This is a genomic window from Methylocella tundrae, from assembly GCF_038024855.1.
GTDB lineage: Bacteria > Pseudomonadota > Alphaproteobacteria > Rhizobiales > Beijerinckiaceae > Methylocapsa > Methylocapsa tundrae.
The window spans coordinates 76840-102113 of the sequence record NZ_CP139089.1; the positions used below are offsets into that span (position 1 = coordinate 76840).

The following is a 25274-nucleotide window of genomic DNA, read 5'->3' on the forward strand; positions in this document are numbered from 1 at the left end:
GGCGGGCGTCGGCCAAGTCGGAACCGGCTGCGAACGCCGCTTTGGCTTCCGGCGCAGATTGGACTCAACGTCAGCTTCGCTACCAATTAAAAAGCCCAAACGCGGCCCGCTTTTGACGCAGGGCAATTACGGCAAAGGTTGATCGCGGGCGTCGTGAATGGATGACGGCGCCGGTCAACTTAAGTCACGGCGAGTGCAGCCATATTCTAACGGAAGCCGGCCGCGAGATTGAGAAGCCTATGAAGAGTTCATCAATAGTCGCAAAACGTGACGGCCAGGGCATGGCCGTCACTCAGGCGCGGGGAGCGTCAAACCGCGGGCGTCGTCCGGCTTAGTTGTAGATCAAATATTGCTGCCAGAAATCGCACTTGTGCGCAGCGGAGTATTGTGCATCCGCAAAGGTCGACAAAGGGATGTTTTCTGACAGGTAGATGGCTTTGGCCGGATTGTTCCTGTAGCGCGGCCAGGGGCTGTTTCCCAATCCGTTCGGATTGCCCGTCCAGGCGAAGTTCGTCCAGGCGGTCACCAGCTGATCGGAGAGATCTTCCTCCTTGTTGTTCAGATAGTGCGTGATGCCGAGCGGTCCGCCATGGTAAAGCCGGAAGAGGAACTGGATGTCGATGGTGTGGGCCGCAAGCGGCACAAACCCCGGCATCGCCGGGAAATAATATGGCGCCTTCTGATAATCGAACTCATAGGCGTAGACCGGCACTTTCTGAGCGCTGAACAATTGAGTGCCGTAGCGAATCCGGCAGGCCGTAGGGTCGGTCATGACCGCATCTAAAGCCAATTGCGGCGTGGCGTAGGCATTGACCGGATATTGGGCCAGAACCGCAGCGACGGTCCCCGGTGGGTAAGCCGGCGGCGAGCCGCCAGGTCCGGCGTTGCCGCTGTAGGTATTCGTAACGAAGGTTGTGAAACTCGCTGCCGTCGGGGGCACGCGCGGCGGTCCGGAGAAATATTCCGTGATGCCTATGCCAAAATTGCCCTCGTCCTTCACCACTCCGTTCATAACTGGCATGTGGTTGAACCTGCCCGAAGTGATTGCTGCGACGCCTCCCTGCGGCAGGATCTGGCCGTCAATCATCGGGCCAGTGATGTAAGGGCCGTTGGCGCTCGGCGTTCCTGAAAGCGCCTCAATCTGGGCGGCGGGCAGACTGCGCAGACATTTGGCGGTCGCCGCATCCGTCCCTGAGCCGCAACCAGCCGCAACCGCAAAGGCTGTGCCCTTCGTTTCGGCGAACGCCAATGGAATCAGCGTCATATAAGTGGAGCCGCTTTGGATGATCGCCCGGTCGAACAAGCCCGTGGCCAGCGGCGATATGACGTTATCGGCGGTGCTTGAGGCGCCCGCAGACTGGCCGCCGAGGGTGACATTATGCTTGTCGCCGCCGAATGCGCCAATGTTCCGTTGCACCCATTTGAGCGCAGCCTGCTCGTCCAGAATGCCGTAGTTGCCGAACAGATGGCCTTCTGCGTCCAATGCGGGATGCGCCAAAAAGCCCATGAGGTTGAGGCGATAGTTGAAGGTGACGACGACTGTGTGGCCTTGCGAGGCGAGCTTGGTCGCGTCGTAGTCGTTGCTCTCGCCGTCGACGTGCCCACCGCCATGGATCCAGAGAATCACCGGAAGGTTGGTCGATGGTTCGAGGTTCGGCGTGAAGACGTTGATATAGAGACAATCTTCATTGTTGTTCGCGGGACCGGCGAACACCCCGAGGGTTGTGATCTGCGCACAGGTCGGACCGAAAGCCGTCGCCTTGAGAACGTTGGTCCAGGGCGCATGGGGTTTTGGCGGCATCCAGCGCAATTTGCCGAGCGGCGGCGTGGCGTAGGGAATGCCGAGGAACTCGGCGACGCCATTGACCAGTAAGCCCTTGACCGGACCCTCCTTTGTCTCGACGCGCAGCTTGCCTGCGGCCTGCGCTTGCATTGGCGCGGTCAGAGCCCCGGCTGTGAGGATCAGGCTCAGCGCGAGTCCTGTTTTTATTGAAGGCGGTGCTTCGTCTACGCGTAAGCGCGCAGATCGCCATAGCTTTGAAAGCATTGACATGTTTCCCCCAATCGCCTTTGTGGCGTTTTTCCGTCACTGACGACTTCGTGACGGCGGGAAACAAGCACATCGCCTTGGCGAAATCTTCCACGAAATTTCGATTGTTATAATAATGGTCACATTATTGTTTGATAATTAGTGCGCTCTTTGGGTTAAGCTAGTTAAATAAGCTTACGTGACTTGTGCGGCGCGGCATACTGCAACGTTATGGCGATATTACTGTAAAGCTAAAGGCTGGTGCTCCGGGGAGATTTCGTGGGCGAATCCGACATCGCGCCAGTTACGCGGCGAGCTCCGTCTTGCCGGTCCAAAGCTCGGCTTGCGCCGCCGCCTCGATGACGACGCGGTCTCGGCCGGAGGTTGCGTCTGCGAAGCGGTAGACAAGAAATTCTTTGGAACGCCGACGTCAGCCAGCGGATTGCGCCGCGATCTGCAGGACAAGACTCGCCGCTATGAGAGTAAGCGCCAGGCGCAAAGAACCTTTAAACAATATGAACGTCCCGGTCGTGCCGAGTGCGAAAGAAGCGATGTCGAACACTCCCGCTAGCGTCATGGAGCCGGCCTCAGGTCCAAGGTTTGGTCTGAGCTTACGCCCCGGCCGTCCCCACTGTCGAGAACATTGCCTTCCTCCGCTCTCGCGCGACAAAACCGTCGATGGGCGAAGTTCGTTCAGTTGAAGGCGGCTGATGTTTCAGTGATTGAGTTGGACCGGCGGCTCTGCCATGAGCGCATATATTGCGAGCGTTATCAGCGGGCAGACGAGGAGCGCAATGATAAGGGATGCCGGCTCAATCGCTCATTCTATGAGCTTTGAATTTTCCGACGGATCGCTGACGAGCATTTTGCGCCGTTTTCCTACCTGCTAAGTCTCTGACTTATTGGAGGCCTCGCCCGGCGTTCCACTTTTTCACCTTTTCAATATCTTATCCAAAAGTGGGACATGCATTTTGCTCAATTCGACCCGAGAGGGCCTTATAAAAAGTGTCCCACTTTTTTGTCATTTCGGCGAGGCCTGCAAGCGCGTCGGAATGAGCAGATGCATCGCGCCGCCGGCGATGCGCTTTTGCCGAGCCTTCTTTGTATAAAGCGCTGGCATGTCGGGATCGCTCCATCCGAAGATCGCCATAAGCTGGGCCTCGGTCGCGCCATTTTCCGCTGCGATGCACGCGCCTGCCTTCCTGACCCCATGTGCGGAGCATTGAGGCAACCCGGCGGCATCGCACCATTTGCGCATGCGATTGCCAAATCCGGCCTCCGAGAACGGTTTGCCGTAGTCATTCATAAGAAAGGCGAGATTTCCGGCCGGCCCGTGTTCGATCGCGTCCTTAAGCTGAGGAAGCACGGGAAGGTCTAAGATGACGGGCTTCCGGTTGCGGTTCTTGTGCTGGGTAAAGTGTATCCAAAGCGAAGGCTGCCTTGTTTTCGGGTCTCTTTCTTCGCGGAGATGTTGGCGGCCGAGAGCGATGACGTCGGATTTGCGCTGGCCCGTGAACATCAAAAGCGCGAGCGCAAGCCGAGCCGTCGATCCAATCGGATGAGCTTTCTCAAAGCGCTCCACCTCATCGAGCGTCCAAGTATGGAAGCCCTGAGAGCCGGTTTTGAAGGTCGGAACGTCTCGAGCCGGGTTTGCGGCGATCGGATAGGATCGCATGATATCTTCGTCGGCGAGCGCCCATTTGAAGACGCCGCGCAGCGCCTTTATGCGGCTATTTGCCGCCTCGGGCGCCTCCAATTTCCGATCCCTCAAGATCCGGACATGCTTCGGGCCGAATTCCCGTATCGGGCAATCGGCGAAAATCAGCGGATTTCCGGGCGCGATCTTCTCATCCCAGCAACTGTTAAGCACGCGCTTGCGGACCGTCCGCGTATCGATATCGAGGCGCTTGAACTCGGCCGATTGCTCGAAATAGGCTTGGCACAGCCAGCGTAAAGAGCCAATCGTGGCTTTGACTATCGGCGTCGGCGCCTTTTCGGTCCGGTACTCGACGCCTTCGAGAGCGAGCCGATAGGCCTCCCAAAACTCGGGAGTATCCTTCGGAAGGCGGATACGGATTTTCTTCTCGCCGGGGCGCCGGACATAAGTTCGGACACTGCCAAATCGGTCGGTGTCTTCAACGAGATACTTGGGCTTAATCCATGGCACAGTCGACCCCGCGCTCACAGCCGGGCGTTCGCCCACGGGCTTTCAGGCTCTTCATCATGCATCCCGACTACGCCCGGCCGCAAGTCAGGCGGCGGCGCGTGGGGGACTCGGCGGAACGCCGCCGCCACCTCGTCGGCGTCCCAAACCTTCCGGCCGGCGAATTGCCGAGGGAAGGGCATCTTTCCGTCGCGCACCAGGCGCTCAAAAAGGCTCGCGCTTAACCCGATATAAGTGGCGGCTTCCTCGAGGCTGAGGCCAAGCGGTTCGCGCGGGCAACGGATAGAGGCGCGGGCGCGGCTCATGTCGACGGCTCGCCCTTCGCCCAGATCGCCTCGAAATTCGCTCTAAAGCCCTCGGCCGCCGTGTGGCTGTCGATCACGATCATGTCATTGTCCTGTTTTTTCAGCCCGGACGCCGAGAAATTGGCTGCCCCCGTGCGCAGGATCTTGCCGTCGATCTGATAGCTCTTGAGATGCATGAGCGGCGCGGATCGCGGCTTTATCCGCACCTCGACTCCCGGCGTCGCGCGCAGCTCCTGCAGCGCCTCATAGGGCTTGCCATGGTCGAGCAGCTGCGCCTCGTAGAGATAGATGCGAAGGGCGACGCCGCGATCGGCGGCTCGCGTCCCTCTCGCGCCAGGCCGGCTCCTGTTTCATCCGCATCTTGCCTATCTCGCCGCGCCGGCCGGCTCGTGTCCGGCGCTCGTCGGCGTCTTCAGCAATTTCGGGGATCCGGCGCGCGCGGTCGAATGCACGTTTTTGGCGGAAGACGGATCGCGTCTCGCCAAAGTCGATCATCCAAAACTCTATTTCGGCACGCATGACGGCTATGTGCTGCCTTTGAGCCATGGCGCGACGGGCTCGCCCTTGAGCGAGAGCCGGGAGCCTCAGCCGGTCATTCTCACACAGACGGTCGAGACCGGTCTCAGGGTCATGCGCGAAAGACCGGAGGCGCGGGTCTGGGTTGTGCTCAACCTGCGCAACGCCTCGCGGCTGCCTTTCGATATGCCGCAGATCAGCAACGTCTCCTTCGTCTTCGAGAAGGGGCTTTCGACCGATGAGCAGGCGGCTGTGCGCGCCCTGATCCTGCGCACGGGAAAACCATTTGCGGTCTGGAGCGCGGCGGCCTTCTTGCGTTCCTGCCAACCGGCGGAGGTTTGAGCGTTGGGCAAGCCAGGTCCATCTTTGTTTTTAACGCGGGCGTCGTTCATTTCGTTTTTGCGCGGGCGCCGAGGCGTGATTGTCCGCATGGCGCGCATGCTCTTTCCGGCCCGGAGGCAAAATTACTCGTTGAGTTTTTCGTTCAACGGCCACGCTTTCCACGCAACCTTTTCCTTCCTCGACATCGAGGGGTATTTCGTCGGCGAGATTTTTCTCACGCCTGAGAAAACCTCGAGCCAGCTCGAGGCTTTGGCGCGCGACGCTATGATCTTCGCAAGTCTCGCGCTTCAACATGGCGCGACGCTGGAATCCCTTAAGGCCGCGATGACGCGGGATGATCGTTTTGGCTACACATCTGTCGCGGGCCAAGCGATTGGCGCCGTCGCCGATATGGTCGAACACATCAAGGCGGTCGGCCTCCATGAGAATGCGTGATCCTGCCTTTGAGGATTGGATTCTTCGCGCGCGAAATATCACCGTGCGGGGTGAACTGGAGCGGCGCGGGCTTTGGTCCAAAGCGATGGCTGGCGACAATGGCGTGCCGTGCCCCGGCTGCGGCGGCCGCGATCGCTTTGGCGTCAACACGCGCAAAAATCTTTGGAATTGCCGGGCGCTGGGAAGCGGCGGCGACGCCATCGCGCTCGCGCAGCATATCGACGGAACCGATTTCCTGGCCGCTGTGGAGACTGTGGCAGGCGAGCCGCCGCCGAACGGCCGATCGGCATTGACCGAGGATGAGCGAGAGGCGATCGAGCAACGCGCGCTGCGCGCGAAGGCTGATGATGCGCTGAAACGCGCGGCCGACGCGGATGCGGCGGCGCGATTCCGGGAGCGAGAGCGCCGCGCCGCGCACCAGCTGTGGAAGGCGTCAACGCCGATCGCGCGGACGCCGGCGGAAGCCTATCTGCGGTTGCGCGGACTTGTAGCGCCGCCTGGCGCGCGCCTGCGTTTTCATCAGGCCGCGCCTTTCTGGGATCGACCGGAAGAGCAGGGCGGCCGCGTGATCCATAAGGGCCCCGCCATGATCGCCGCGATCGAAGGCGCGGAGGGGCGCTTTCGCGGCGTGCAGCGGACCTGGATCGATCTTGCCCAGCCCAAGGGCAAGGCGCTGATCGCGCATCCCGAGACAGGCGAGATCCTGGCTTCGAAGAAGGCGCGGGGCTCGATCAAGGGCGGCACGATTTTGCTGCGGCGGGGCGGCGTCGCCTCGGATTTTCCCGGCGATCGGCGCGACACGGTAAGGCTCTTTATCGGGGAAGGGATCGAGACGGTGCTCGCGGTCTATTGCGCGCTCGAAGCGGCGCATTCGCCGCTGCTCGACGGCGCGGAGTTTCGCACCTCTGTCGATCTCGGCAATCTTGCCGGCAAGGCGGCCGGGCGCGTCAGGCATCCGACTGAGATGCGAGCCGATAAGAACGGCCGTTTGCGTCCCGTCTATGTACCTGACAACGAGCCGAAGGATGACCCTGACTTTCCGCTGATCCCGGTCGCGGACAGCATCGAGGATCTCTGGCTCCTGGGCGATGGCGACAGCGAGCCGTTTTTTACGCGCATGGCGATGGAGCGGTCGGGGAAGCGGTTCTCGCGCGCGCACCCGCGCCTGACTGTGCGGCTGGCGATGGCCGCGCCGGGCATGGATTTCGACGATATGTGGTGCGGGGAGGGCGCGTGAGCAAAGACAAAGTTGTCGTGGCCGTCGAGAGCGCGGAGATCCTCGCGTTTCCGGCGAACGCCTCTCTCGCCGGCGATAGGGGCGGCGGCGATCCGCCGAAGCAGCCGCCAAGCGATCCCCCAAATGATCCGCCGGCAGGCGGCGATGACGACGGCGTCGACGGAATCGTCTCGCGCCTCAACGCCGAGTATTCGCTCGTGCTGATGGGCTCGCGCGCGCTCATCATGCGCGAAATGCCGGACGCGCCGATCGAGGATCGAACGCGGGTTCTCTCGCTCGATGCGTTCAAGGCCTATTTCTCGAACCGCGGATCGAATGTCATAAAACGCGAGCGCCAGGAGGACGGCAGCTGGGTCGAGAGAAAGCGGTTCGTGAAATGGGCGCCCCAATGGCTGAACTCAAGATATCGCCGGACATTCGACGGGCTTGAGTTCTTTCCAGATCCCAACAACGCGGCGGGTACGAAAGGCTATTTCAACCTCTGGCGCGGGTTCAACTGCAAGCCGGACGCCTCGCCGCCGCAAGAGCGCGTCAAAAAATACAAGACGTTCCGCGACCATCTCTTCACGAATATCTGCAACGCCGATAAAGCCATTTTCGATTGGGTCTGGGCCTGGTGCGCGCATATCGTTCAGCGGCCGCGCGAGCGCATCGGCACCGCGATCATTCTGCGCGGCAAGATGGGAACCGGCAAAACGAAGTTCGGCGAGATCATCGGATCGCTGTTCGAATCCCATTACTTCCTCGTCGACGATCCGCGCTACCTCATCGGCCAGTTCAACGCGCATATGGCGAGCTGCCTGCTGCTACAGGTGGATGAGGGCTTTTGGGCCGGCGACAAGGCGGCCGAGGGCCGGCTCAAAGGCCTGATCACGGCGCCGCGCCAGATGATCGAAGCCAAGGGCATCGATCCCATTCCGATCAAAAACTATGTACGGCTTGTGTTCACTTCAAACGAAGATTGGGTCGTGCCGGCCGGACTTGATGAGCGTCGGTTTTGCGTCCTCGATATCGCCCCGCATGCCGCGCAGAACCACGCCTATTTCGCCGAGATGGATCAAGAGATCGCGAACGGCGGCCGGGAGGCGCTGCTCGCTGATCTGCTTAGCCTCGAGCTCGACGCGCCGGGAGCGCCGAACCTTCGCGTTATTCCGAAGACGGCGGCGCTGCTCGAGCAAAAGCTGCGCTCTCTCGACGCCGTGACGGCCTGGTGGTTCGAGCGGCTGACGGACGGCACGACGACGCGGCGCGGCGGCGAATGGCGCAGGCAAATTCCCGTCGACACCATGTTCGACGATTATGTGAACAACGCGGAAAAGGTCGGCGTCAGACGCAAGGCCGAAAAGATCAGTCTGGCAATGAAGCTGCGCAAGCTCGTGCCTGGGCTCGAGACGCGAAAGCAAAGCATGACGATCGATCTTTCGGACGGATCGATGGTCCAGCGCCGCGTCTCCTGCTTCCTGTTTCCAAAGCTCGGCGAGTGCCGCGCGGCCTTTTCCGCGGCCGTCGGCCAATCCGTCGAATGGAACGACCCGGATGATGGCGAGAGCGGAGCGTCTTCGCGTGAAAATGACGATGAAGATGCGCTGAATGATAGGCAACCTGACTTCTAGTGTCCGGACTGTCCGAACTCTTGGGCTCGGGATGAAAAGATAGGACGCGAATTGCGCTTGTGATTTCAACGCTGTGTCCGAACTGTCCGAACTGTCCGATCTTTTTCTCGCGTGCGCGCGAGCGGCCAAAATCGGCGAAGGTCTCCCGCTCTCAAAAACGGCGGTCGCGGGCCGAAAATAGTTCGGACAGTTCGGACAGATAGGACAGCGCCTTGATATTGCGAGCGAAATAGCTGTCCGGACTCTGTTTTTATTGAAATAGAAGTTCGGACAGTCCGGACAGGCTTTGGTTTTTGGTCGAATGGCTGGCGAGGTGAGGCGATGACTGAGGCTTTGGGATTGGCGAGCAGCGAGGATCGCGATTGGTATGCCGCCTGGATGAACGCGAAGATCGAAAGCGAGATGGGCCGCGACGACGGCGCGGCGCTGGCGTGCGGCGCAAGTGTTGTCTGGTATGTCGCCTACACCAACGTAAAATCAGAAAAGCGCGCGGCTGAAGGGCTCACTCGAAAAGGGTTCGAGACGTTCCTGCCTGTTGGCCTCAAGCGAGTGAAGCTGCGGAAGAAACGGGTGTTGGCTTCAAGGCTGATGTTTCCGCGCTATCTATTCATTGGCTTTCCAGAGGGAAGCTCGTGGTATTTGCTCCGTCAAACCGATGGGATCGAAGCGGTGTTGGCGAATGATGGGCGTCCCCTTGCAGTGCCGACGCCGCTGATCGTCGGCATGCAGCGGGAGCAGATGTCGGGCGTCTACGATGAGCGGGATCCGGCGAAGATCGGGGCAGGCGATGAAGTGAAATTCACGCACGGAGCCTTTGGAGGAAGGCGTGGCCGGTGTGTCGCGATCGCCGGAACGCGTGCGGAGGTTGTGATCGAATTGTTGAAACGTGAGGTAGTTGTCAAAATAGGGCTTGACCAGCTGATTAACGTAGTTTGACCTGCGATTCAGGACCTGCGGTCTAACGTGTCGAGTCGATATGTACCGCACCCAGGCGACGGAGACCCTGTTGGGAAACCGATCATCGCCCCGTAAGGGTCACTGCGTCCCGAGTTCAGCCCCGCGCCGATGGTTGCGGGGCTTTCTTTTTGTGTGGTGGGCCGTCGTGAAAATGATCAAACCTCTGCGCATCTCCAAGCAGCGGGCAATTGCGGCCATCCCGCCGAAGCGTGCGGATCCGTATTACTTGTCAGCTCAGTGGAAGGAGGATCGGGCCAGCGTGCTCGATCGAGACGGCCACATGTGCACGGTGCCGGGTTGCGGCAAACAGGCGCGCGTCGTCGATCATGGGCGCGCGCGCCGATGGGGCGGTTCTGACAAAAAGGAAAACCTGCGATCCCTGTGCGACGATCACGACCGAGAGTTCAAGGAACGGCCGGACGGCTCGCGGAAAGGCATCGTCGAGGGTAGGGGGTTTGAAAAGTGCGACTCGCGCCCGTAGCAACCGGGTTTTCCCTCACGCGCGGATTTTTTTTATCAGCTCGGATCGTTTGATTATCCGTTTGATTGAGCCGAATTCAAACACCATGACGGAGGCCCCTAAAAAATCGAAGCGCGGCGGCAAGCGTGCCGGTGCCGGCCGCAAGCCCAAGGGGTACACGCCGCCCTCCGCGCTTTCCGGCCTTGATCTGAAAGCTGCCGCCATCGCGGCGACGCCGGACGAGATCGAATCGGGCGCCCGCATCCATGCCCGGACCGCGCTCGAGTCGCTCAAAAAGGTGATGCTCAATTCCGACAGCGAATCGGCCCGTGTCGCCGCCGCCAACACCATCCTCGATCGCGGCTTCGGCAAGCCCTCGACGGACACGGGCATCGACATGGCGCTTCCATTGTTCGATCAGGTGTTTCTCAAGACCACGCCGGGCGAGATGATGGAGGAGGCCCGCAAGCTCGCCCCGCTGGCCCTCGCGGTGCTCGACAAGATCGCCCAGAACAGCCCGAGCGATTCGGCCCGCGTGTCCGCCGCCCGCGCGCTGCTCGATCGCGGCCTTGGCGCTGTCTCGACGGCTCGCCTGGAATCCTATCGCAGCGACGCCAAGGCCATCGGCAAGAAGGATCTCGCCTCGGCCGCGGCCGCCTCCGCCGGCGAGGGCACCGATTGGGGCGATGATCTCAATCCCGGGGCGGCGCTGAACTGATGGCCGATTGGAACACGGCCTGCCTCGACTGGGAGCGGCGCCTGCTCGAAGGCCGCTCGCTCGTCCCGGAGCTACCGCTGTTCGAGGATCAGCGCGCGCGCGGGCTCCGCATCTTCAAGCGCCTCCGGGTGCCGGACATGCGCGGCCTGCCGATGATGGGTGACGTCGCCGGTCCCTGGCTGTTTCCGATCGTCGAGGCGATCTTCGGCTCCTATGACCCGATCCTGCAGCGGCGGATGATCCAGGAGTTCTTCCTGCTCATGCCGAAGAAAAACGGCAAGACCTCGACGGGCGCGTCAATCATGGTCGACGCGCTGATCATCAACAACAGGCCGGAGGGCGAATTCGTCCTGATCGCGCCGACCAAGGAAATCGCCGGCATCGCCTTCAAGCAGGCGCGCGGCACGATCAAGGTCGATCCAGAGCTCGACAAGCTGTTTCAGGTCCAGGACCACCTCAAGACCATCACGCATCGGCGCATGGGCTCGACGCTGCAGGTCAAGGCCGCGGATACGGACGTCATCACCGGCGGCAAGCAGGTCGGCACGCTCATTGACGAGCTGCATGTACTGGCGTCCAAATCCAACGCGGCGGATATTCTGGTCGAGCTGCGCGGCGCGCTCGCCGCCCGCCCCGACGGCTTCCTGATCATCATCACCACGCAATCGAAAGCGCCGCCGCGTGGCGTCTTCAAATCAGAGCTGCAAAAGGCGCGCGATGTGCGCGACGGCAAATTGCAGCTGCCGCTTCTGCCGGTCCTCTATGAGCTGCCGCTCCATCTGGCCAAGGATGACGGCTGGAAAAAGCGGACGTTCTGGCCGCTGGTCAATCCCAACCTCGGCCGCTCCGTGGATGAGGCGTTTCTCGAACGCGAGCTGGTCTCGGCGGTCAGCGAGGGCAAGGCGCAGCTGGCCCTGTTCGCCAGCCAGCATTTCAACGTCGAGATCGGCCTCGCGCTCAGCGCCGACGCCTGGCCCGGCGCTGAATTCTGGGAACAAAACGCGGAGGCCGGCCTCACGCTCGCAGAGATCGTCGAGCGCTCGGACGTCGTCACCATGGGCGTCGACGGCGGCGGCCTGGACGATCTGCTCGGGGTCGGCGTCGTCGGCCGTGATAAGGAGACGCGTAAATGGCTGTCATGGTGCCACGCCTTCGCGCACAATTCGGTGCTCGAGCGCCGCAAGGGCGAGGCCTCGAATCTCCGCGATTTCGAGGCGGATGGCGATCTCGAGATCGTCAAGCGCATGTCGGAGGCGTTCGAGTCGGTCGCCGACATCGCGGAGGAAATCGACCAGGCCGGGGTGCTCGCGAGCGTCGGGCTCGATCCTTACGGCGTCGCCGAAATCGTCGAGGCGATGAAGCTGCGCGGCATCGAGGGCGATGACCGCATCGTCGGCGTCAGCCAGGGCTACAAGCTGACCGGCACGATCAAAATGGCCGAGGTCAAACTCGCCGATGGCAATCTCAGGCATTGCGGCGCGCCGATGATGGCCTGGTGCGTCGGCAACGCCAAGGTCGAACCCAAGGGCAACGCCATCGTGGTCACCAAGCAGGCCTCGGGCAGCGCCAAGATTGATCCGCTCATGGCGCTCTTCAACGCGGTGGCGCTGATGAGCCAGAACCCAGAACCCCTCGGCGGCCGCTCGGTCTACGAGGACGGCCACAACCTGTTGGTAATCTGAACATGAGCCTCATCTCGCGCATTTCCAAAGCAGTTGCGCCCCGCGATCTCATGCTCGCCGTGGGCCTCGGCCTTCTCGGTTATGGCCTGTCGCTGGTCAGCGTCCCCGCGGCCTTCGCCGCGCCGGGCGCGATCCTGATTGGCGTCGCCATCTTCGGGGTGCACTGATTTGGGCTTTCTCTCATCCCTGTCCAGGTCGTCGGCGCCTCCTGTCGAAAAATCCGCCGCCGGCGCGGCCATGCCCGCGCAAGGCTTCCTGCCGACGCTGGGCGCGACGCCCTCCGCCACGGGCCTCAGCATCAGCCAGGGCACGGCGATGGCCGTCTCGGCCGTCTATTGCTGCACGACGAACCGCCGCGCCATCGCGGTCGGCGCCGGAACCATCAAGTCGACGCTGAAAGCGACGGCGGCCCGCATCTCCGGCCAGGCGCTCGGCGCACTCTATTATGGCGTGACGCCGACGGTAGGTCAGACCGCCTACAGCATGGCGGAGGCGCACTCCGTTCCGTCCGCGACTCCATGGACCGTGACGATCGCGCCTCCCGGCAGCGGCGTTTTCTTCAGCGACCAGGGCGTTGTCTATGCGGCGACCGGGCTGCCGTTCACCCGGGTCGCAACTGTGACGGCGGCCGGACAATATTCGGTTGTCCCGGCGACCGGCGTCTATACCTTCGGCACGGCGGACCAGAGCGCGCTGGTTCTGATCAGTTACGGCTATACCGTGACGGCGGCTGGTCAGTCCATTGCGGTCGGCAACCCGATCCTCGGCAACACCGTCTCTTTCGGCGGCGTGCTCTATTTCATCGATCCGACCACGAACAAGACGGGCTCTTTCAGTTTCTACAACGCGGTGTCGTCGAAGTTCAGTTTTGGAACCAAGCTGACCGATTTCACCTTGCCAGATTTCGAGGCCTCGCTCTTCGTCAACGCGGCTGGTCTTCTCGGCAATTGGTCCTTCCCCGACGGCTATTGAGGAATTTTCCATGGCGATTGATCAAGAAATCACGCTTGGCGCAAAGACATGGCGTCTGCGGCCTTTGACCTGCAAACAGGTCGAGCAGATCGAACCCTTCGTCGCCAGGGCCGGCGTCGGAAACGGCATGGCGATGGCGCTGCAGGTGATCGCGGTCGCGATCGGCCGCGATCATCCGGATGACGTGGCGGCGCTCTGGGACGTCGAGGCCACGAAGACAGAAATCGACGCCGCCTCGCGCGTCGTCCTGCTCATGGGCGGCTGGATCGAGACGAAGGATGCCGCGCCGGGGGAAGCCGAAGCGCCGAAGACCGGCGCCGAACCTGGGGCTGGATCCGAAGCCGCCTGAAAACAGCGATGGGGTGGACCTCGGCGCAAGTCGACGAGGAGCCATGGCTCGAGGTCCGCGATCTCTTCGACTATTGGGCCGAATATCCGCCTGTGCATGAAATCCTGAAAATCGTGCACAGGATCGAAGCGAAGAAGCCGAATGCGGCGCCTCAGGGCGCATCGCAGGGCATCTCGATAGAAGCGTTGCGACGTCAGTTCCCCGATGGAATCATGCGGGGATGAGCTTGCTGCGCAGCTTAAGTGATGGCAAGTAGGGCCATCACGCGAGCCGCCACGATGCTGGATTCCCTCATATCCTTTCTTAAGTTCCTGATCTCTCTAGCGGTCTTTCTCACGATAGCCGGATGGTTATTGGGCCATAAGCACATAAGCATCCGGTTCTAGCGGATGAAATCCGACGCTTGGCGCCGGCGCGAGATCGCCGCTTTCGACCCAAGACCAAAGTCTAATTTTCTGACGTCGCTCATTTTTCGAGTTTTTCAACAGTATCCGCCACAAGACGACATGCAAGCCGCGTCCCCTCTGCGATTGGCTGTCTGGGTTATAGGTTCGATATAAGGGGGCTTGCGGCGGGCCACGACCTAGCCGGAAGTCATCTTCACAGGCCCGACCTCATAGTCCTAACCGGATTGCATCACTCCCGAATTTCTCGGGTCAATTCCTCGATTACCTTGAATTCCGTGACCAGCGGATCGTCGAGTGAATACACCGTACTTAGCTCTCCCTGGCGCTTGAGCGCAAACTGCCCGACGTTTGCGAATGGCCATGAACCTTTGGCGTTTTGCTGCACTGGTTCGCTCAGAGCAAGCGCCCGCCGGATCGTGCGGGTCAGGGCTTCCAGCTGCGCTGCCAAGTTTACGGTATCCCCTAGCACCGTATAGTCCATCTTGATGGCGGAGCCGATATTACCCTGGATCACCTCTCCCTCCGAAAGTCCAAAGCCGCAATACAGGAGATTCATCGGCTGGCACTGCCCGGCCACTCGCCGAAGCCGCCGGACATCGTCGAGCGCTTCAAGGCAGGCTTCGATGGCGGCATCAGCATAATCGGGCGGGAAGTGCGCCATGACACAGTCGCCGATGTATTTGGTCACCTCACCGCCATGCTGGACGATACGTCGGCAACAGACGTCGAGATAGGCGTTGACTACGGCGGTGACCTCTTCCACAGGGAACTTCTGCGACATAATGGAAAACCCGACCATGTCGCCGAAAAGGATGATCTTACGGGTTTTTTTGACTGGGATTTCGAGCGGGTTGAGTCCTTGGGTTAGGAACTGCAGGACCGACGGTTGGGTGTAGCGCTCGATGATGCGATGCGACTGGGTGATGTTTTCCAGCATGATCCGAACGGCTTTCAGGATCATCCCGTTGGCCTCCCCAAGGCGGATGGTCCGCATTGACCAGTTCGGAAACAGGCGCTCCGTGACGCCCATTTCCGCCTTCAGTATCATCAGGTCCCGGTGGCGTGGATCGCGACGAATTCGTTCCAGAAGCCGATCAACCACAACCTCCTCGCCCTCGAGAATTTGAAAAAAAAACTCATGGGCCGACAGCAGGATCCCCGTCACGCCGATTTTCCGGTTGTTCTTGCTGGAACTGCGGCTGATCGCGCTGATCTCTTCCTCCGGCAGGGATTTCGCCACGGTGCTGACGTACATGATCCTCTTCATCGCGCTATCGGATCGCTGCTGCTCGGCAAAGGACTGGCATTAAATGCATTAAATCAGTGTCGTCGTAATGGCAATGTGGCTTCTTTTTTACAGTTCCTCACCGGTAGGATACCCATAGTGCCAACTTGCGCCAGCTCCGAGGATGAAGACGGCTGGGTAGTGGGTCAGTTCGAATATCTGCTAAGGGAGGAACTCTGCCGTTTGACTCGTGCCGTCGAACGACCGCTTTCGCTTCCTATCGCCGGAAAACTGCCATTCCGCTCCCGGGCCGGCCACGCCATAGACAGAATGGCCGCTTACCAAATTGCAGGCCCGGGAGCGGACAGGCAGAAATCCACCCGTTGCAGACATAGGGGGTCGGCCACCAAGCGTTTGATCTTATGCAATATTAACTCTAAATCGCATTTTTCTTCCTTGCGAGGCCGCCTTTGGGCGGCCTTTTCCATTGGAGCGTTCGGTGGCGACAAAAGACGTGACCTTGAAATTCGGCGCCGACGTTTCCGGCGTCGCGACGTCGATGCTTCAGGCCTCGCGCTCCGTCAATGAATTCACAGGCAACGTCCGCTCATCGATCGAGAACGCCAACAGCGTTTTCAAGGAAATGGGCAGCATCATCGCCGATGTCGGCAAAGTGGCTGTCGGAATCGTCGGCGCCAACGCCGCGGTCAAAATCTTCGCGGCGAGCAATGAGGGCGTCGCTGTCGCGACGGCTCTGAGCGGCTCCGCGATGGGGCGCGCGGCCCTGGCGGCGGGCGGCTATGCCTCAAGCCTGCTTTCGACGGCGTCGGGGGCCGTCGTCGCGACGGTCGCCGCCAATGCGCTGGGCTATGCCTTGATGATGGTTCCCGTGGTCGGCGGGGCCGCGTTCGCCTATCTCGAAGCCAAGGCGCTCGAGACCGCAGCGACGATCGCTCAGGTCGGCCGTCAGATGGCCTTCGCCGGAAATGTCTCAGCGATCGAGGGCGCCGCCAACGGCTTCGTCTACACCAACAAGATCATCGGCGATTACGTCGGAGAGCTGCAGAAAATTCCGGGCGTAACCGAAAAAGACGGCGCGGCCATTCAGGGCTTGTTCGGATCAATCCACAATTACTCTCAAACCGTCAATGACGCCCTTGTCGAGCTGTTGACCAAATATGCCGGGTCGAGCGACCAGGCCAAGTCTACGGCCAAGGAATGGGCAGCTGTTTTTGATGACCCGAACTCAAAAGGTCTCTCATTCCTGCAGACCTTGGCGGGAGTGACGTCGGGTGAGCTTGAGCAGTTCCGCCAGGCGCAGATGACCGGCAATGCCAACAAGATGAACGCCGTCATCTATGACGCGCTGATCAATAGGCTCGAGGCTGTTAGCAAGGAATCGATGCGCGCAACCGCCGAAATGGCGCAGAACGCCTATGCGTTTGGCACCGGCGACAAATTATATCGAAAACTGACCGATAGCCTTCGGCAGCAGAATGAAGAGCTGAATAAGAACGTTAGCGTCTTGCGCGCCCGCGCCGCCGCGGTGAGCGACCAGCCTATGACTCTCGAGCAATCAGTCCGCGCGGTCAACGCCGTCCTGCAGGCCGATAATCCGCTTGCCTCGCAGCTCGACGCGGTCAACGCCCGCATCGCGACGCTGCGCTCCGGACTGCAGGGCGCGACGGGCGACGCGGCGAAGATGATCTCCGGTTTCGAGGGATTTTCGGCCAAAGCCAAAATCGACAGCGACGGCAAATATCGCGCGGGCTTCGGCTCGGAGAGCTGGCTCGGGGAATCTGGACGGATCGATAAGTAGCTTTTCCGCCTGACAGCGGCGATGATCGTCGCGCATCAGGAGAGATTATGACCAAACGACCGCGCCGGAACCACACGCCAGGTTTCAAGGCCAAAGTGGCTCTAGCCGCCCTGAAGGGCGAGAAGACGCTGACTGAGCTAGCGCAGGACTTTGAGGTTCTGACCTTGCCCCCAAGTTTTATCCAGTTTTGAGTTCGCTCCGGCGGATTGTGATGCTCGTTTGAGCGGGGTGAGCAACGGGCGCAGGCGCGGAGCCTACCATCGAGCGCCGCGCCTGCACCCGTTGTGGTTCGAAGGTTGCGGCATATTCGGCCGGGGTGCGCCAGCCGAGGCGAGAGTGAGGTCGCCTGGTATTGTAATCGTCTCGCCAGGCCGCCAACATGGCTCTGGCATGCGGTAGCGACCGGAACAGCGTCTCATTCAAGAGTTCATCCCGCAACCGCCCATTGAAGCTCTCGATGAAGGCGTTCTGAACCGGTTTGCCTGGCGCGATGTAATGCCAGGCCACCAGACTGTCGTCCGCCCAGCGCAAGATCGCGTTCGAGGTGAGTTCGCTGCCGTTGTCGCTGACCACCATCTTGGGCTTGCCGTGCTCATGGATCAGACGATCCAGCTCCCGTGCGACCCTCAGGCCGGAGAGCGAGGTATCAGCCACCAGGCCAAGGCATTTGCGGGTGCAATCGTCGACGACCGCCAGAATGCGGAAGCGGCGTCCGTCGATGAGCTGATCCGAGACAAAGTCCAGCGACCAGCGGTCGTTGGGGGCAAAGGGGATCAGCATCGGCGCTCGCGTCCCGATCGCCCGCTTGCGCCCGGCACGACGCCGGACGGCGAGCTTCTCCTCTCGATAGAGCCGGAACAGTCGCTTGTGATTGACCACATAGCCCTCCCGTCGCAGCAGGACATGCAGGCGGCGATAGCCGAACCGGCGGCGCTCGTGCGCCATGGCCTTCATCCGCTCGCGCAGGGCGCCGTCATCCGTGCGGGCCGTCGCGTAGCGAACCGTCATCCGGCAGCAGTCGATCACCTTGCACGCCCGCCGCTCGCTCATCTCGAAGGCTGATCGAAGATGCGCGACGGCCTCTCGCTCGGCAGCGGGCGTCACCATTTTTTTCCAAGAAGATCTTTCAGCGCCGCATTGTCGAGCATAGCGTCCGCCAGAAGCCGCTTCAGCCGCGTGTTCTCGTCCTCAAGCGTCTTCAGCCGCTTGGCCTCCGACACATCCATGCCGCCGTACTTGGTCTTCCACTTATAAATGCTCGCGTCGCTGACGCCGTGCTTGCGGCACAGATCGGCTACCGAAACCCCGGCCTCGTGCTCCTTCAATATCCCGATGATCTGCTCTTCGCTGAAACGGCTGCGCTTCATTCTCCGGTCCTCATCATGGGCCAGAGCAAACTTCAAACCGGATAAGCCTCAGGGGGCAAGGTCAGTTCATCCGAACCAGATCAGGGACTGGAAGTCGCAATTGCTTGAAGGGGCGGCCGGGGTTTTCGGCGCCGACGCCACGAACGTCCAAGCCGCGCCGGTGGATTTGAAGGCGCTTCACGCCAAAATCGGCGAGTTGGCATTGGAAAACGATTTTTTGGAAGGCGCGCTCATCAAGGCCGGCATGCTGAGCGCAAAGCGATGATCGACCGCAATCACGATCTTCCTATCTCCCGTCAGGCCAAGATCCTAAATATCAGTCGCGGCAGCGTCTATTACAAACCTCGCCCGGTATCGGCCGAAGACCTCGCGCTGATGCGCCGCATCGACGAATTGCATCTGGAATTCCCGTTCGCGGGCAGCCGGATGTTGCGGGATTTTCTGAACCGCGAGGGCGTCGCCGCGGGCCGCCGCCATGTCGCCACGCTGATGAAGCGCATGGGCATCGAGGCGATTTATCGCCGGCCAAACACGTCAAAACCCGCGCCAGGTCACAAGATTTACCCGTATTTGCTGCGCGGATTGAAGGTCGATCGCCCGAACCAGGCGTGGGCGATGGACATCACCTACATCTCGATGGCGCGCGGCTTCGTCTATCTCGCCGCGGTCGTCGACTGGTTCAGCCGTCGCGTGCTCAGCCACCGCGTGTCAATCACAATAGAGGCCGATTTCTGCGTCGAAGCGGTGGAGGAGGCGTTGGCGAAGTATGGCAAGCCGGGGATTTTCAATACGGATCAGGGAAGCCAGTTCACCAGCGAGGCGTTCACCAGCGTGCTGATCGCCAACAAGATCGCAATCAGCATGGATGGCAAGGGCGCCTGGCGCGACAATGTTTTCGTCGAGCGCATCTGGAAGTCGGTCAAGTACGAAGAGGTTTATCTGCACGCCTATGACAGCGTCGGCGTGGCGCGCACCTCGATTGCCCGATATCTAAACTTTTACAATCGGCGGCGCCCGCATTCGAGCCTTGACCGACGCACGCCGGACGAGGCTTATTTCGAACCGACGCCCATCTTGGCGGCGGCCTGAATTTTCTGCCGCCGGGTGTTGGATGCGACTGCGGCCGGGCTTCGCCCTCCCTGCGTCACACCCAACACCCGGCGCCCTCTAACGAAAGCAACCCGGCGGAACGCCACTTATCTTTCGCGGAAAACTGTTTAGACAACCCGAGCCAGCTCTGTAGAACACTTCGACGAGGCGCTAGTCAGAGGTGGCCCGACAGCGGTCAGTCCCGCTTTCGGTCAAAGACAACAACCCCGATGCGAGGGGCGCTGATGCAAGCTCCTTGGCCCTAGAAGCGATTAAAATGCTCCACTGCGGATACCGCGATGTCTTTTCGCTATGCTCTTTCAAGCCCGGCCATTTGCCTCACCGTGAGACGATGCTCTCACTTTTGGCGGATGCCTTTTGAATGGCGGAGGCGAGGATTTCAGCGATCACTTTGTTGCCTTCTTGCGTGGGGTGCACCATGTCGCGTCTGTATAAATCAGGGCTCCATTTTCGCTCCTTGGCAAAATCGATGCAGTTTAAGCTAAATACTTTGCAGATTGCATTGATTGGCTCGATTGCGCGCGCCCAACTCTCTTTGTCAGCTAGTGCTTGCTTGGTCGGATAAAAGAAGATCAATACTGAGCTTGTCTTTGTGGCGTTAAGCACGAAGTTCGTAAATCTCTGAAATTGCATCGGATCGACAGCGCCCCTCACCGGCAGCGGGCCAAATTCGTTTACGGGCCTCAACCCTATGAGGTACGGGAGTATATATTTCTGAGCCGAATATACTGACAATAAAAGTGGCTTCGTATTTGGCGTAAGAGCGTACCCAGGCCACGGCGCCGCTTGGGAGAGGCCACCTTCCATATATTCAATCACAATGAAGGAGCTATGTTTTATCAAATCCTCATTATGGTCAAAAAAATCCATTTCATTGACGTTAGTCCATCCACCTGCCGCTGCAGACCAAACAGTGAATGAGGTGCCTAAGGCTTTTTCCAACCTAGGAGCAACTTTATCCGGTTGATTGTAAGGAAGGCCGCCTAATAGAATACTATTCCCGACTAGGAGCACGTTCGGACGCTTGCCAGGGTTCCAATTTTCAGCGTTACCCAAATGTCTATCATTGAAAAACCAATTGTTTTTATTTAGGAATACACCCTTCTGATTTGACGAGGGAATATATTCAGATTGACTGTCGACGTCATAGATCGGAAATGATCCGAAGCCCAATAATCGCAACAATCCTTCAATTGCGGCAAATACTAATATGGCGATAGCTGTGGAGTAGATAAACTTGCGATAACGATCAGACATTTGCGCAACAATGCTCAGCGGCGACTCGTGACGTTCCGGAGAGATTTTTTCCCTAATCCGATTTTAGGGTCCCGATAACCGAGGGCTTTGCAATAATAAAGCAAGACTGAGAGGGATGGCAATGCTCAGCTAGAGCTGCCGATAGCGAAATCGCGAGCCATTTGCAGCGCGTTCGTGTGGCTTATGTATTTCGGAGGTTGCTGAAAGGAAAAATTGGCGGGCTTGCCCCGCCAGGGAGATCGCAAGGGCGCATCAGCGACGTCCACTTGCAAAATCACAATGCAAAGCGGCATAAATTTGCAGGGCAACAGTGTGGAACTCGGCAGGGATTAATGTTTCTCTTGGTCTGGCGGGGCAATGACCTCGCCCAGGTGCGGATCGCGGAGTGCACGGACATCGAACTAGGGTTCTTTCTGGTCCAAGGATACCAGCAAGCAATTTCGGAAATTGAGGAAAGAATAACATCTGGGCGTTTGCCGACGTTGTCGGACGAACTTTATCAAGTGAGAAAAGTCTATAAGGCGGTCGCCGACGAGATTTGCAGACGAAACTGTGTAGCGGAAGAGGCTCGCGCGGCGGCGGCGCTGGCGGATCACCATATCGATCTAGTCGCGAAGGAGCCAGTCGCGGCTGAAGATATGATGGGGCGACTGTCTCGGATTTTAGCCTGGGCTCGCGGTCGAAAATCGGCAGCGGACGAAAGCGAGAAAGACGTAGCCGATTTGGTCGCCCCGTTTGGTGCTCGCGCCTATTTCGAAGCTCGAACTCGCGCGCAGCGCCAAAAGGACACGATCGATGGTAATCGGCCGGCTGGTCTTTGAAAGCGAGTCAAGCTTTGAGATAGGTCAGAGCGGAGCGGACCGGCGCTGACAGCTGCTCTCAATAGTCAACTCCTCCATTGTGGGAACAAGGGCCCCGAGCGTGGTGCGAAAAGCTTTGTGATCCATCACGACGCATAGCGATTCTGTCGGCAAAGCGTTCACTTGAGCATCGCGGGGCAGAAACGAGAGAGCCGTCTGAACTGCTGTATTAGCTATGCGAGTCATAGCACGACATCCTGAATGCTGGCGCCGAATCAAGAGCCGCTATTGCGAACATCGCACCTAAAGCGGCGGCACATCGTATCATCGCTAGCCCGCTGTGGTTTCAAGATGTGCGGGAAGCAACGAACAAATTTCAATCCAGCCACCGAGACTGTCCTCGTCTAGCCTCGCCTCTTTACGGCCATAGGTTAACGCTTAAGAAACTGCGCTTCCAATGGGCGAAGTACACGTAAATGGCGAATGCAGTCTAAGATACGCGCGCTAGTTACGTAATCATGACAAAATACTGCATAATTATTAAGATGCGCTACGCTTATTTACTCTTTTAAAGTGCAAAATCTGTGGACAAAATCACTTAAGCTTGATAAATCAAGTTATGCGTCATTGTGGCGCTAGTATGGCGGGCGGGAAGATGTCGAAGCGTTTGTCTGTTGATGAAATGTTAGAGTGCCTATTCTCTGTATCTCCTCCCATGGGCAGGCAATATCTGTCTAAGGTCGAAAGACTCGCAAATGAATTAGCTAACGATCTACGGCAAGCACTTAATATAGAAGGTAGTAAAGCTTCATTTAAAGGAACTGCCGCTGGCGGAACATGGGCAATGTTTTGGCCTGCATACGATGGTCAACGATGTCCCCCCGTCCTGGAAGACTACGACCCAGGCACATGGAGAGCCGAAGAGTGATGGCTTGAACACGAAGGGCGCTTATTAGATTGCCATCATTCAACAACCATGATCTCGGCGCCTGTACAAAGCTATAGCTTTACCGTTGAGATCGCCACTAAAGACAATTTTCCTTTTGCGGACGCGGAGGCTTTCAACTCGGCATTTGATCGCTCTTCGCGCCCGTCGCAACGATTCGTAGGGCGTCGTTCGGCAGCGGCCTCTGAAGCGCCAGCGCCTCGTTGAGAGGCGCTTTCAGCCAGATATCCCATTCCTCCTGCGTCGTCAGCAGCACGGGCATGGCCTTGGTATGAATCGGCTGGACGACGTCATTCGCCTCCGTCGTTAGAAACGAGAACAGGCGGTGCTCTCCCATTTCACCTTTTCGCTCACCGGTCCACAGGCGCCAGATCCCGGCGAGGGCGAAGAGCGGCCGGCTCTCGTCGAGCGCGAACCAATGCGTGATCTTCGGCCGGCTGTCGGTCCATTCACAAAAAGAAGTCGCCGGCACGAGGCAGCGCCATTCGGCCTTGAGCCAGCCGCGCCAATAGGGCGAAGCTGTGTTGCGGACATTGGTGACCGGAGCCTTGCCGAGGTTCGGCGGCGGCGGAAAGCCCCAGCGCATCATGATGAGCTCGCGCACGCCGTCCAGCGCCACCCGCACCACCGGCGCCATCGTGTCGGGAAAGATCGCCGGCAGCAGCGGCAGATTGCCCGTCAGGTCGCGCCGGATCCTGAAAAGCTGGCGCATGGCGTCCTGGCTGCGGGTGATGCTGTAAAGGTTGCACATTCATGCATCGAAGCTGCTTTGGGCTTTACCGTCAATCTTGGCCGAGCCAGAAAGGTTCGCTATATGTTCTCACATGGGCGACACGCTATCCTCCTATCCTTACGTCAAGGTCCGGCTGGCCTGTCGCCGCTGCGGACGGAAGGGCAGTTACAGCCTCGCGCGGCTCGCGGATAAATATAGAGCGGAGATCCGGCTCACCGATTTGCTTGGCAATCTGGCGGGAGACTGTCGGCTCTGGGAGCCACGGCACCCCGCGATGGCACGATGCGGCGCTTATTTCGCGGACTTGGACTTTCCGCTGCCGCCGCCCGATCTCCCGACTGAAGGTCAACACCGTCTGAAGATTATCAGGGGCGGCAAGGATAAAGCTCGCTGACGGCGGGCTCTCAGGCGTGGGCGCGCCCTCGAACGCGGACTCTCCGGCAAAGCGAGACCGCGAAACCCTTGGCTCGATGGGTTTCCCGCCGGCGTGAACGATCACGCAGGCGAAGGAAATAGAGCGAGTCCCTTATGCCAAACTGTTCAGACTTCCGGCGCGTCGATCCGGTGCGGCCGGCCGCTGCCTATATCGGCGGCAAAAAGCAATTGGCGGCCGCGATCGTCGCCAGGATCGAAGCGGCGCCGCACAGAACCTATGCCGAGCCCTTCGTCGGCATGGGGGGCGTCTTCCTGCGCCGGCGATTCGCGCCGCCGTCCGAAGTGATCAACGATCTCTCGGGCGACGTCGCCACTTTCTTCCGCATCCTCCAGCGGCACTACGTCGCGTTCATGGATATGCTGAAGTTTCAGCTGACCAGTCGAAGGGAGTTCGATCGCCTCGTCGCGACCGATCCCGCGACCCTGACTGACCTCGAGCGCGCCGCCCGATTCCTTTATCTCCAGCGCACAGCCTTTGGCGGCAAGGTCGCCGGCCGAAACTTCGGCGTCTCGCCAGGGTTGCCAGGCCGATTCGACGTGACCAAGCTGGCGGAGATCCTGACCGCGCTCAGCGAGCGCCTCGCCGGCGTCGTGATCGAAAACCTTGCCTATGGCGAATTCATCGACCGATACGATCAGGCGGGGACGCTCTTCTACCTTGATCCGCCTTACCTCGGCACCGAGCACTTCTACGGCGCCGGCGCCTTCACGCGCGCGGACTTCGGCCGTCTGGCCAAGCAGCTCGAGGCGATCGCGGGCGCCTTTATCTTAACGGTCAATGATCTGCCCGAAACGAGGTCAATCTTCTCGGCCTTTGATCAGGAACAGATCGGCGTGACCTACACGGCGGCGGAGGGCGACGCGAAGCGCGCCTCTGAGCTGATCGTGTCGCGAGTCGCGACGCGCAAGCAAGCTACGTTTTCATTCGATTGATGCATGCACTGAATAGCACTGAACGCGAACAAATTGTCCCACTTTCAAAAGTCATTCGAAAAAGTGGGACAATTGTGTATAAATAGTTCAACGATATCAATGTGCGGCTGAAGTATTGGAGGCCTCGCCCGGAATCGAACCGGGGTGCAAGGATTTGCAGTCCTCTGCGTAACCACTCCGCCACGAGGCCTCCGTCGCGACGACAGCGCGGTCTTGCCTATAGCAAAAGAAACCGCTTCGAAGCAAGGCGTGGTTCGGCGTTCGTGCAAACTTCTGATGACGGCATGCGATTAGCGCTTTGCAAAGCGGCGGCAAGCTTGCTATATGCCGCCAATCGCTGCGGCGGCCACCGCCGCATGCATTCCCTGATAGCTCAGCTGGTAGAGCAATCGACTGTTAATCGATCGGTCGCAGGTTCGAGTCCTGCTCAGGGAGCCAAAACTTTCATTCCACGATCCGGCGG

At 59.6% G+C, this 25274-nt stretch carries 23 protein-coding genes, 2 tRNA genes and 2 pseudogenes; 18 read left to right on the forward strand and 9 right to left on the reverse strand.

Annotation, left to right across the window (positions count from 1 at the left end; all coding sequences use genetic code 11):
• Window positions 1-331: 331 nt before the first annotated feature.
• The 3 genes from SIN04_RS02785 to SIN04_RS02795 form a co-directional block, all read right to left on the reverse strand.
• Entirely contained in the window at window positions 332-1933 is a 1602-nt protein-coding gene (locus SIN04_RS02785; protein WP_341264191.1) for a carboxylesterase/lipase family protein, read from the reverse strand.
• Between the two features lie 1117 nt (window positions 1934-3050).
• Entirely contained in the window at window positions 3051-4196 is a 1146-nt protein-coding gene (locus tag SIN04_RS02790) for a tyrosine-type recombinase/integrase (RefSeq protein ID WP_134486014.1), read from the reverse strand.
• Between the two features lie 298 nt (window positions 4197-4494).
• Window positions 4495-4788 carry a phospholipase D-like domain-containing protein gene (locus tag SIN04_RS02795; RefSeq protein ID WP_134486015.1) on the reverse strand — a complete coding sequence of 98 codons (294 nt, stop codon included), beginning with the start codon at window positions 4786-4788 and terminating at the stop codon, window positions 4495-4497.
• On the opposite strand from SIN04_RS02795, the gene SIN04_RS02800 reads away from it, so the two are divergent.
• The 12 genes from SIN04_RS02800 to SIN04_RS02855 all read left to right on the forward strand — a co-directional run bounded on the left by SIN04_RS02800 (window position 4787) and on the right by SIN04_RS02855 (window position 14003).
• Window positions 4787-5356: a DUF7146 domain-containing protein gene (locus tag SIN04_RS02800; RefSeq protein WP_134486016.1), complete on the forward strand. Its 570-nt coding sequence runs from the start codon at window positions 4787-4789 to the stop codon at window positions 5354-5356. The genes SIN04_RS02795 and SIN04_RS02800 overlap by 2 nt on opposite strands.
• An 87-nt stretch (window positions 5357-5443) precedes the next feature.
• The gene (locus tag SIN04_RS02805; protein WP_134486017.1) at window positions 5444-5791 is read left to right on the forward strand and encodes a hypothetical protein; all 348 of its coding nucleotides are present in this window, start codon (window positions 5444-5446) and stop codon (window positions 5789-5791) included.
• The gene (locus tag SIN04_RS02810; protein WP_134486018.1) at window positions 5778-7028 is read left to right on the forward strand and encodes a DUF7146 domain-containing protein; all 1251 of its coding nucleotides are present in this window, start codon (window positions 5778-5780) and stop codon (window positions 7026-7028) included. Before SIN04_RS02805 ends, SIN04_RS02810 begins: the two co-directional genes overlap by 14 nt.
• Complete coding sequence (locus tag SIN04_RS02815; RefSeq protein WP_134486019.1) at window positions 7025-8641, forward strand: primase-helicase family protein; 1617 nt, start codon at window positions 7025-7027, stop codon at window positions 8639-8641. The genes SIN04_RS02810 and SIN04_RS02815 overlap by 4 nt, the downstream gene beginning before the upstream one ends.
• A 321-nt stretch (window positions 8642-8962) precedes the next feature.
• The gene (gene nusG, locus SIN04_RS02820; RefSeq protein WP_134486020.1) at window positions 8963-9577 is read left to right on the forward strand and encodes a transcription termination/antitermination protein NusG; all 615 of its coding nucleotides are present in this window, start codon (window positions 8963-8965) and stop codon (window positions 9575-9577) included.
• A 172-nt stretch (window positions 9578-9749) separates the two neighbouring features.
• Window positions 9750-10079, forward strand: coding sequence for an HNH endonuclease (locus SIN04_RS02825; RefSeq protein WP_134486021.1), 330 nt, complete (start codon window positions 9750-9752; stop codon window positions 10077-10079).
• 85 nt (window positions 10080-10164) lie between these two features.
• Complete coding sequence (locus SIN04_RS02830) at window positions 10165-10776, forward strand: hypothetical protein (RefSeq protein WP_134486022.1); 612 nt, start codon at window positions 10165-10167, stop codon at window positions 10774-10776.
• A complete protein-coding gene (locus SIN04_RS02835) occupies window positions 10776-12458 on the forward strand; it encodes a terminase large subunit (protein WP_341264192.1) in 1683 nt (560 codons plus the stop codon). Before SIN04_RS02830 ends, SIN04_RS02835 begins: the two co-directional genes overlap by 1 nt.
• Window positions 12459-12460: 2 nt before the next feature.
• Window positions 12461-12625, forward strand: a complete 165-nt coding sequence (locus SIN04_RS02840) for a hypothetical protein (protein ID WP_166795829.1) — start codon at window positions 12461-12463, stop codon at window positions 12623-12625.
• Window positions 12626-12695: 70 nt separating this feature from the next.
• The gene (locus SIN04_RS02845) at window positions 12696-13430 is read left to right on the forward strand and encodes a hypothetical protein (protein ID WP_134486023.1); all 735 of its coding nucleotides are present in this window, start codon (window positions 12696-12698) and stop codon (window positions 13428-13430) included.
• Window positions 13431-13440: 10 nt separating this feature from the next.
• Entirely contained in the window at window positions 13441-13779 is a 339-nt protein-coding gene (locus SIN04_RS02850) for a hypothetical protein (protein WP_341264193.1), read from the forward strand.
• Between the two features lie 8 nt (window positions 13780-13787).
• Window positions 13788-14003 carry a hypothetical protein gene (locus tag SIN04_RS02855; protein WP_134486025.1) on the forward strand — a complete coding sequence of 72 codons (216 nt, stop codon included), beginning with the start codon at window positions 13788-13790 and terminating at the stop codon, window positions 14001-14003.
• Window positions 14004-14415: 412 nt separating this feature from the next.
• On the opposite strand, the gene SIN04_RS02860 is transcribed toward SIN04_RS02855, so the two are convergent.
• On the reverse strand, window positions 14416-15441 hold the full coding sequence (locus tag SIN04_RS02860; RefSeq protein WP_166795830.1) for a BLUF domain-containing protein: 1026 nt from the start codon (window positions 15439-15441) through the stop codon (window positions 14416-14418).
• A 469-nt stretch (window positions 15442-15910) separates the two neighbouring features.
• On the opposite strand from SIN04_RS02860, the gene SIN04_RS02865 reads away from it, so the two are divergent.
• The gene (locus tag SIN04_RS02865; RefSeq protein WP_134486027.1) at window positions 15911-17230 is read left to right on the forward strand and encodes a hypothetical protein; all 1320 of its coding nucleotides are present in this window, start codon (window positions 15911-15913) and stop codon (window positions 17228-17230) included.
• A 47-nt stretch (window positions 17231-17277) separates the two neighbouring features.
• Window positions 17278-17421 carry a transposase gene (locus SIN04_RS02870; protein ID WP_134486028.1) on the forward strand — a complete coding sequence of 48 codons (144 nt, stop codon included), beginning with the start codon at window positions 17278-17280 and terminating at the stop codon, window positions 17419-17421.
• Here the strand turns inward: SIN04_RS02870 and SIN04_RS02875 are convergent.
• Window positions 17408-18597 (reverse strand): IS3 family transposase gene (locus SIN04_RS02875; protein ID WP_134491270.1). Its coding sequence is split into 2 segments (ribosomal slippage): window positions 17408-18339 and window positions 18339-18597, totalling 1191 coding nucleotides; the frame shifts between segments, so codons are not numbered across the junction. The genes SIN04_RS02870 and SIN04_RS02875 overlap by 14 nt on opposite strands.
• Window positions 18598-18661: 64 nt before the next feature.
• On the opposite strand from SIN04_RS02875, the pseudogene SIN04_RS02880 reads away from it, so the two are divergent.
• Window positions 18662-19686 (forward strand): annotated as a pseudogene (locus SIN04_RS02880) (IS3 family transposase); the annotation flags it as partial.
• A gap of 339 nt (window positions 19687-20025) precedes the next feature.
• On the opposite strand, the gene SIN04_RS02885 reads toward SIN04_RS02880, so the two are convergent.
• Window positions 20026-20964, reverse strand: a complete 939-nt coding sequence (locus SIN04_RS02885) for a hypothetical protein (protein ID WP_134486029.1) — start codon at window positions 20962-20964, stop codon at window positions 20026-20028.
• A 332-nt stretch (window positions 20965-21296) separates the two neighbouring features.
• On the opposite strand from SIN04_RS02885, the gene SIN04_RS02890 reads away from it, so the two are divergent.
• Window positions 21297-21785 (forward strand): hypothetical protein, encoded by a 489-nt coding sequence (locus SIN04_RS02890; protein ID WP_134486030.1) that lies wholly within the window; start codon window positions 21297-21299, stop codon window positions 21783-21785.
• Between the two features lie 58 nt (window positions 21786-21843).
• Here the strand turns inward: SIN04_RS02890 and SIN04_RS20210 are convergent.
• Together SIN04_RS20210 and SIN04_RS02895 are read right to left on the reverse strand one after the other, a co-directional pair.
• Window positions 21844-21933: pseudogene (locus SIN04_RS20210) on the reverse strand (hypothetical protein); the annotation flags it as partial.
• Window positions 21934-22825: 892 nt separating this feature from the next.
• Window positions 22826-23461 carry an SOS response-associated peptidase gene (locus tag SIN04_RS02895; RefSeq protein ID WP_134486031.1) on the reverse strand — a complete coding sequence of 212 codons (636 nt, stop codon included), beginning with the start codon at window positions 23459-23461 and terminating at the stop codon, window positions 22826-22828.
• A 510-nt stretch (window positions 23462-23971) separates the two neighbouring features.
• On the opposite strand from SIN04_RS02895, the gene SIN04_RS02900 reads away from it, so the two are divergent.
• Window positions 23972-24811 (forward strand): DNA adenine methylase, encoded by an 840-nt coding sequence (locus SIN04_RS02900; protein ID WP_134486032.1) that lies wholly within the window; start codon window positions 23972-23974, stop codon window positions 24809-24811.
• Between the two features lie 116 nt (window positions 24812-24927).
• Here the strand turns inward: SIN04_RS02900 and SIN04_RS02905 are convergent.
• Window positions 24928-25001, reverse strand: a tRNA-Cys gene (locus tag SIN04_RS02905).
• 172 nt (window positions 25002-25173) lie between these two features.
• Here SIN04_RS02905 and SIN04_RS02910 point away from each other — a divergent pair.
• Window positions 25174-25249, forward strand: a tRNA-Asn gene (locus SIN04_RS02910).
• Window positions 25250-25274: the final 25 nt, after the last annotated feature.

Excerpts from the sequence above, each read along its gene's own strand:
- SIN04_RS02785 (WP_341264191.1), bottom strand. The coding sequence starts at position 1,933 with ATGCAAGCGCAGGCCGCAGGCAAGCTGCGCGTCGAGACAAAGGAGGGT.
- SIN04_RS02800 (WP_134486016.1), top strand. The coding sequence starts at position 4,787 with ATGCGAAGGGCGACGCCGCGATCGGCGGCTCGCGTCCCTCTCGCGCCA.
- SIN04_RS02805 (WP_134486017.1), top strand. The coding sequence starts at position 5,444 with ATGGCGCGCATGCTCTTTCCGGCCCGGAGGCAAAATTACTCGTTGAGT.
- SIN04_RS02810 (WP_134486018.1), top strand. The coding sequence starts at position 5,778 with ATGAGAATGCGTGATCCTGCCTTTGAGGATTGGATTCTTCGCGCGCGA.
- nusG (WP_134486020.1), top strand. The coding sequence starts at position 8,963 with ATGACTGAGGCTTTGGGATTGGCGAGCAGCGAGGATCGCGATTGGTAT.
- SIN04_RS02825 (WP_134486021.1), top strand. The coding sequence starts at position 9,750 with ATGATCAAACCTCTGCGCATCTCCAAGCAGCGGGCAATTGCGGCCATC.
- SIN04_RS02830 (WP_134486022.1), top strand. The coding sequence starts at position 10,165 with ATGACGGAGGCCCCTAAAAAATCGAAGCGCGGCGGCAAGCGTGCCGGT.
- SIN04_RS02835 (WP_341264192.1), top strand. The coding sequence starts at position 10,776 with ATGGCCGATTGGAACACGGCCTGCCTCGACTGGGAGCGGCGCCTGCTC.
- SIN04_RS02840 (WP_166795829.1), top strand. The coding sequence starts at position 12,461 with ATGAGCCTCATCTCGCGCATTTCCAAAGCAGTTGCGCCCCGCGATCTC.
- SIN04_RS02845 (WP_134486023.1), top strand. The coding sequence starts at position 12,696 with ATGCCCGCGCAAGGCTTCCTGCCGACGCTGGGCGCGACGCCCTCCGCC.
- SIN04_RS02850 (WP_341264193.1), top strand. The coding sequence starts at position 13,441 with ATGGCGATTGATCAAGAAATCACGCTTGGCGCAAAGACATGGCGTCTG.
- SIN04_RS02855 (WP_134486025.1), top strand. The coding sequence starts at position 13,788 with ATGGGGTGGACCTCGGCGCAAGTCGACGAGGAGCCATGGCTCGAGGTC.
- SIN04_RS02860 (WP_166795830.1), bottom strand. The coding sequence starts at position 15,441 with ATGTACGTCAGCACCGTGGCGAAATCCCTGCCGGAGGAAGAGATCAGC.
- SIN04_RS02870 (WP_134486028.1), top strand. The coding sequence starts at position 17,278 with ATGACCAAACGACCGCGCCGGAACCACACGCCAGGTTTCAAGGCCAAA.
- SIN04_RS02885 (WP_134486029.1), bottom strand. The coding sequence starts at position 20,964 with ATGTCTGATCGTTATCGCAAGTTTATCTACTCCACAGCTATCGCCATA.
- SIN04_RS02890 (WP_134486030.1), top strand. The coding sequence starts at position 21,297 with ATGTTTCTCTTGGTCTGGCGGGGCAATGACCTCGCCCAGGTGCGGATC.
- SIN04_RS02895 (WP_134486031.1), bottom strand. The coding sequence starts at position 23,461 with ATGTGCAACCTTTACAGCATCACCCGCAGCCAGGACGCCATGCGCCAG.
- SIN04_RS02900 (WP_134486032.1), top strand. The coding sequence starts at position 23,972 with ATGCCAAACTGTTCAGACTTCCGGCGCGTCGATCCGGTGCGGCCGGCC.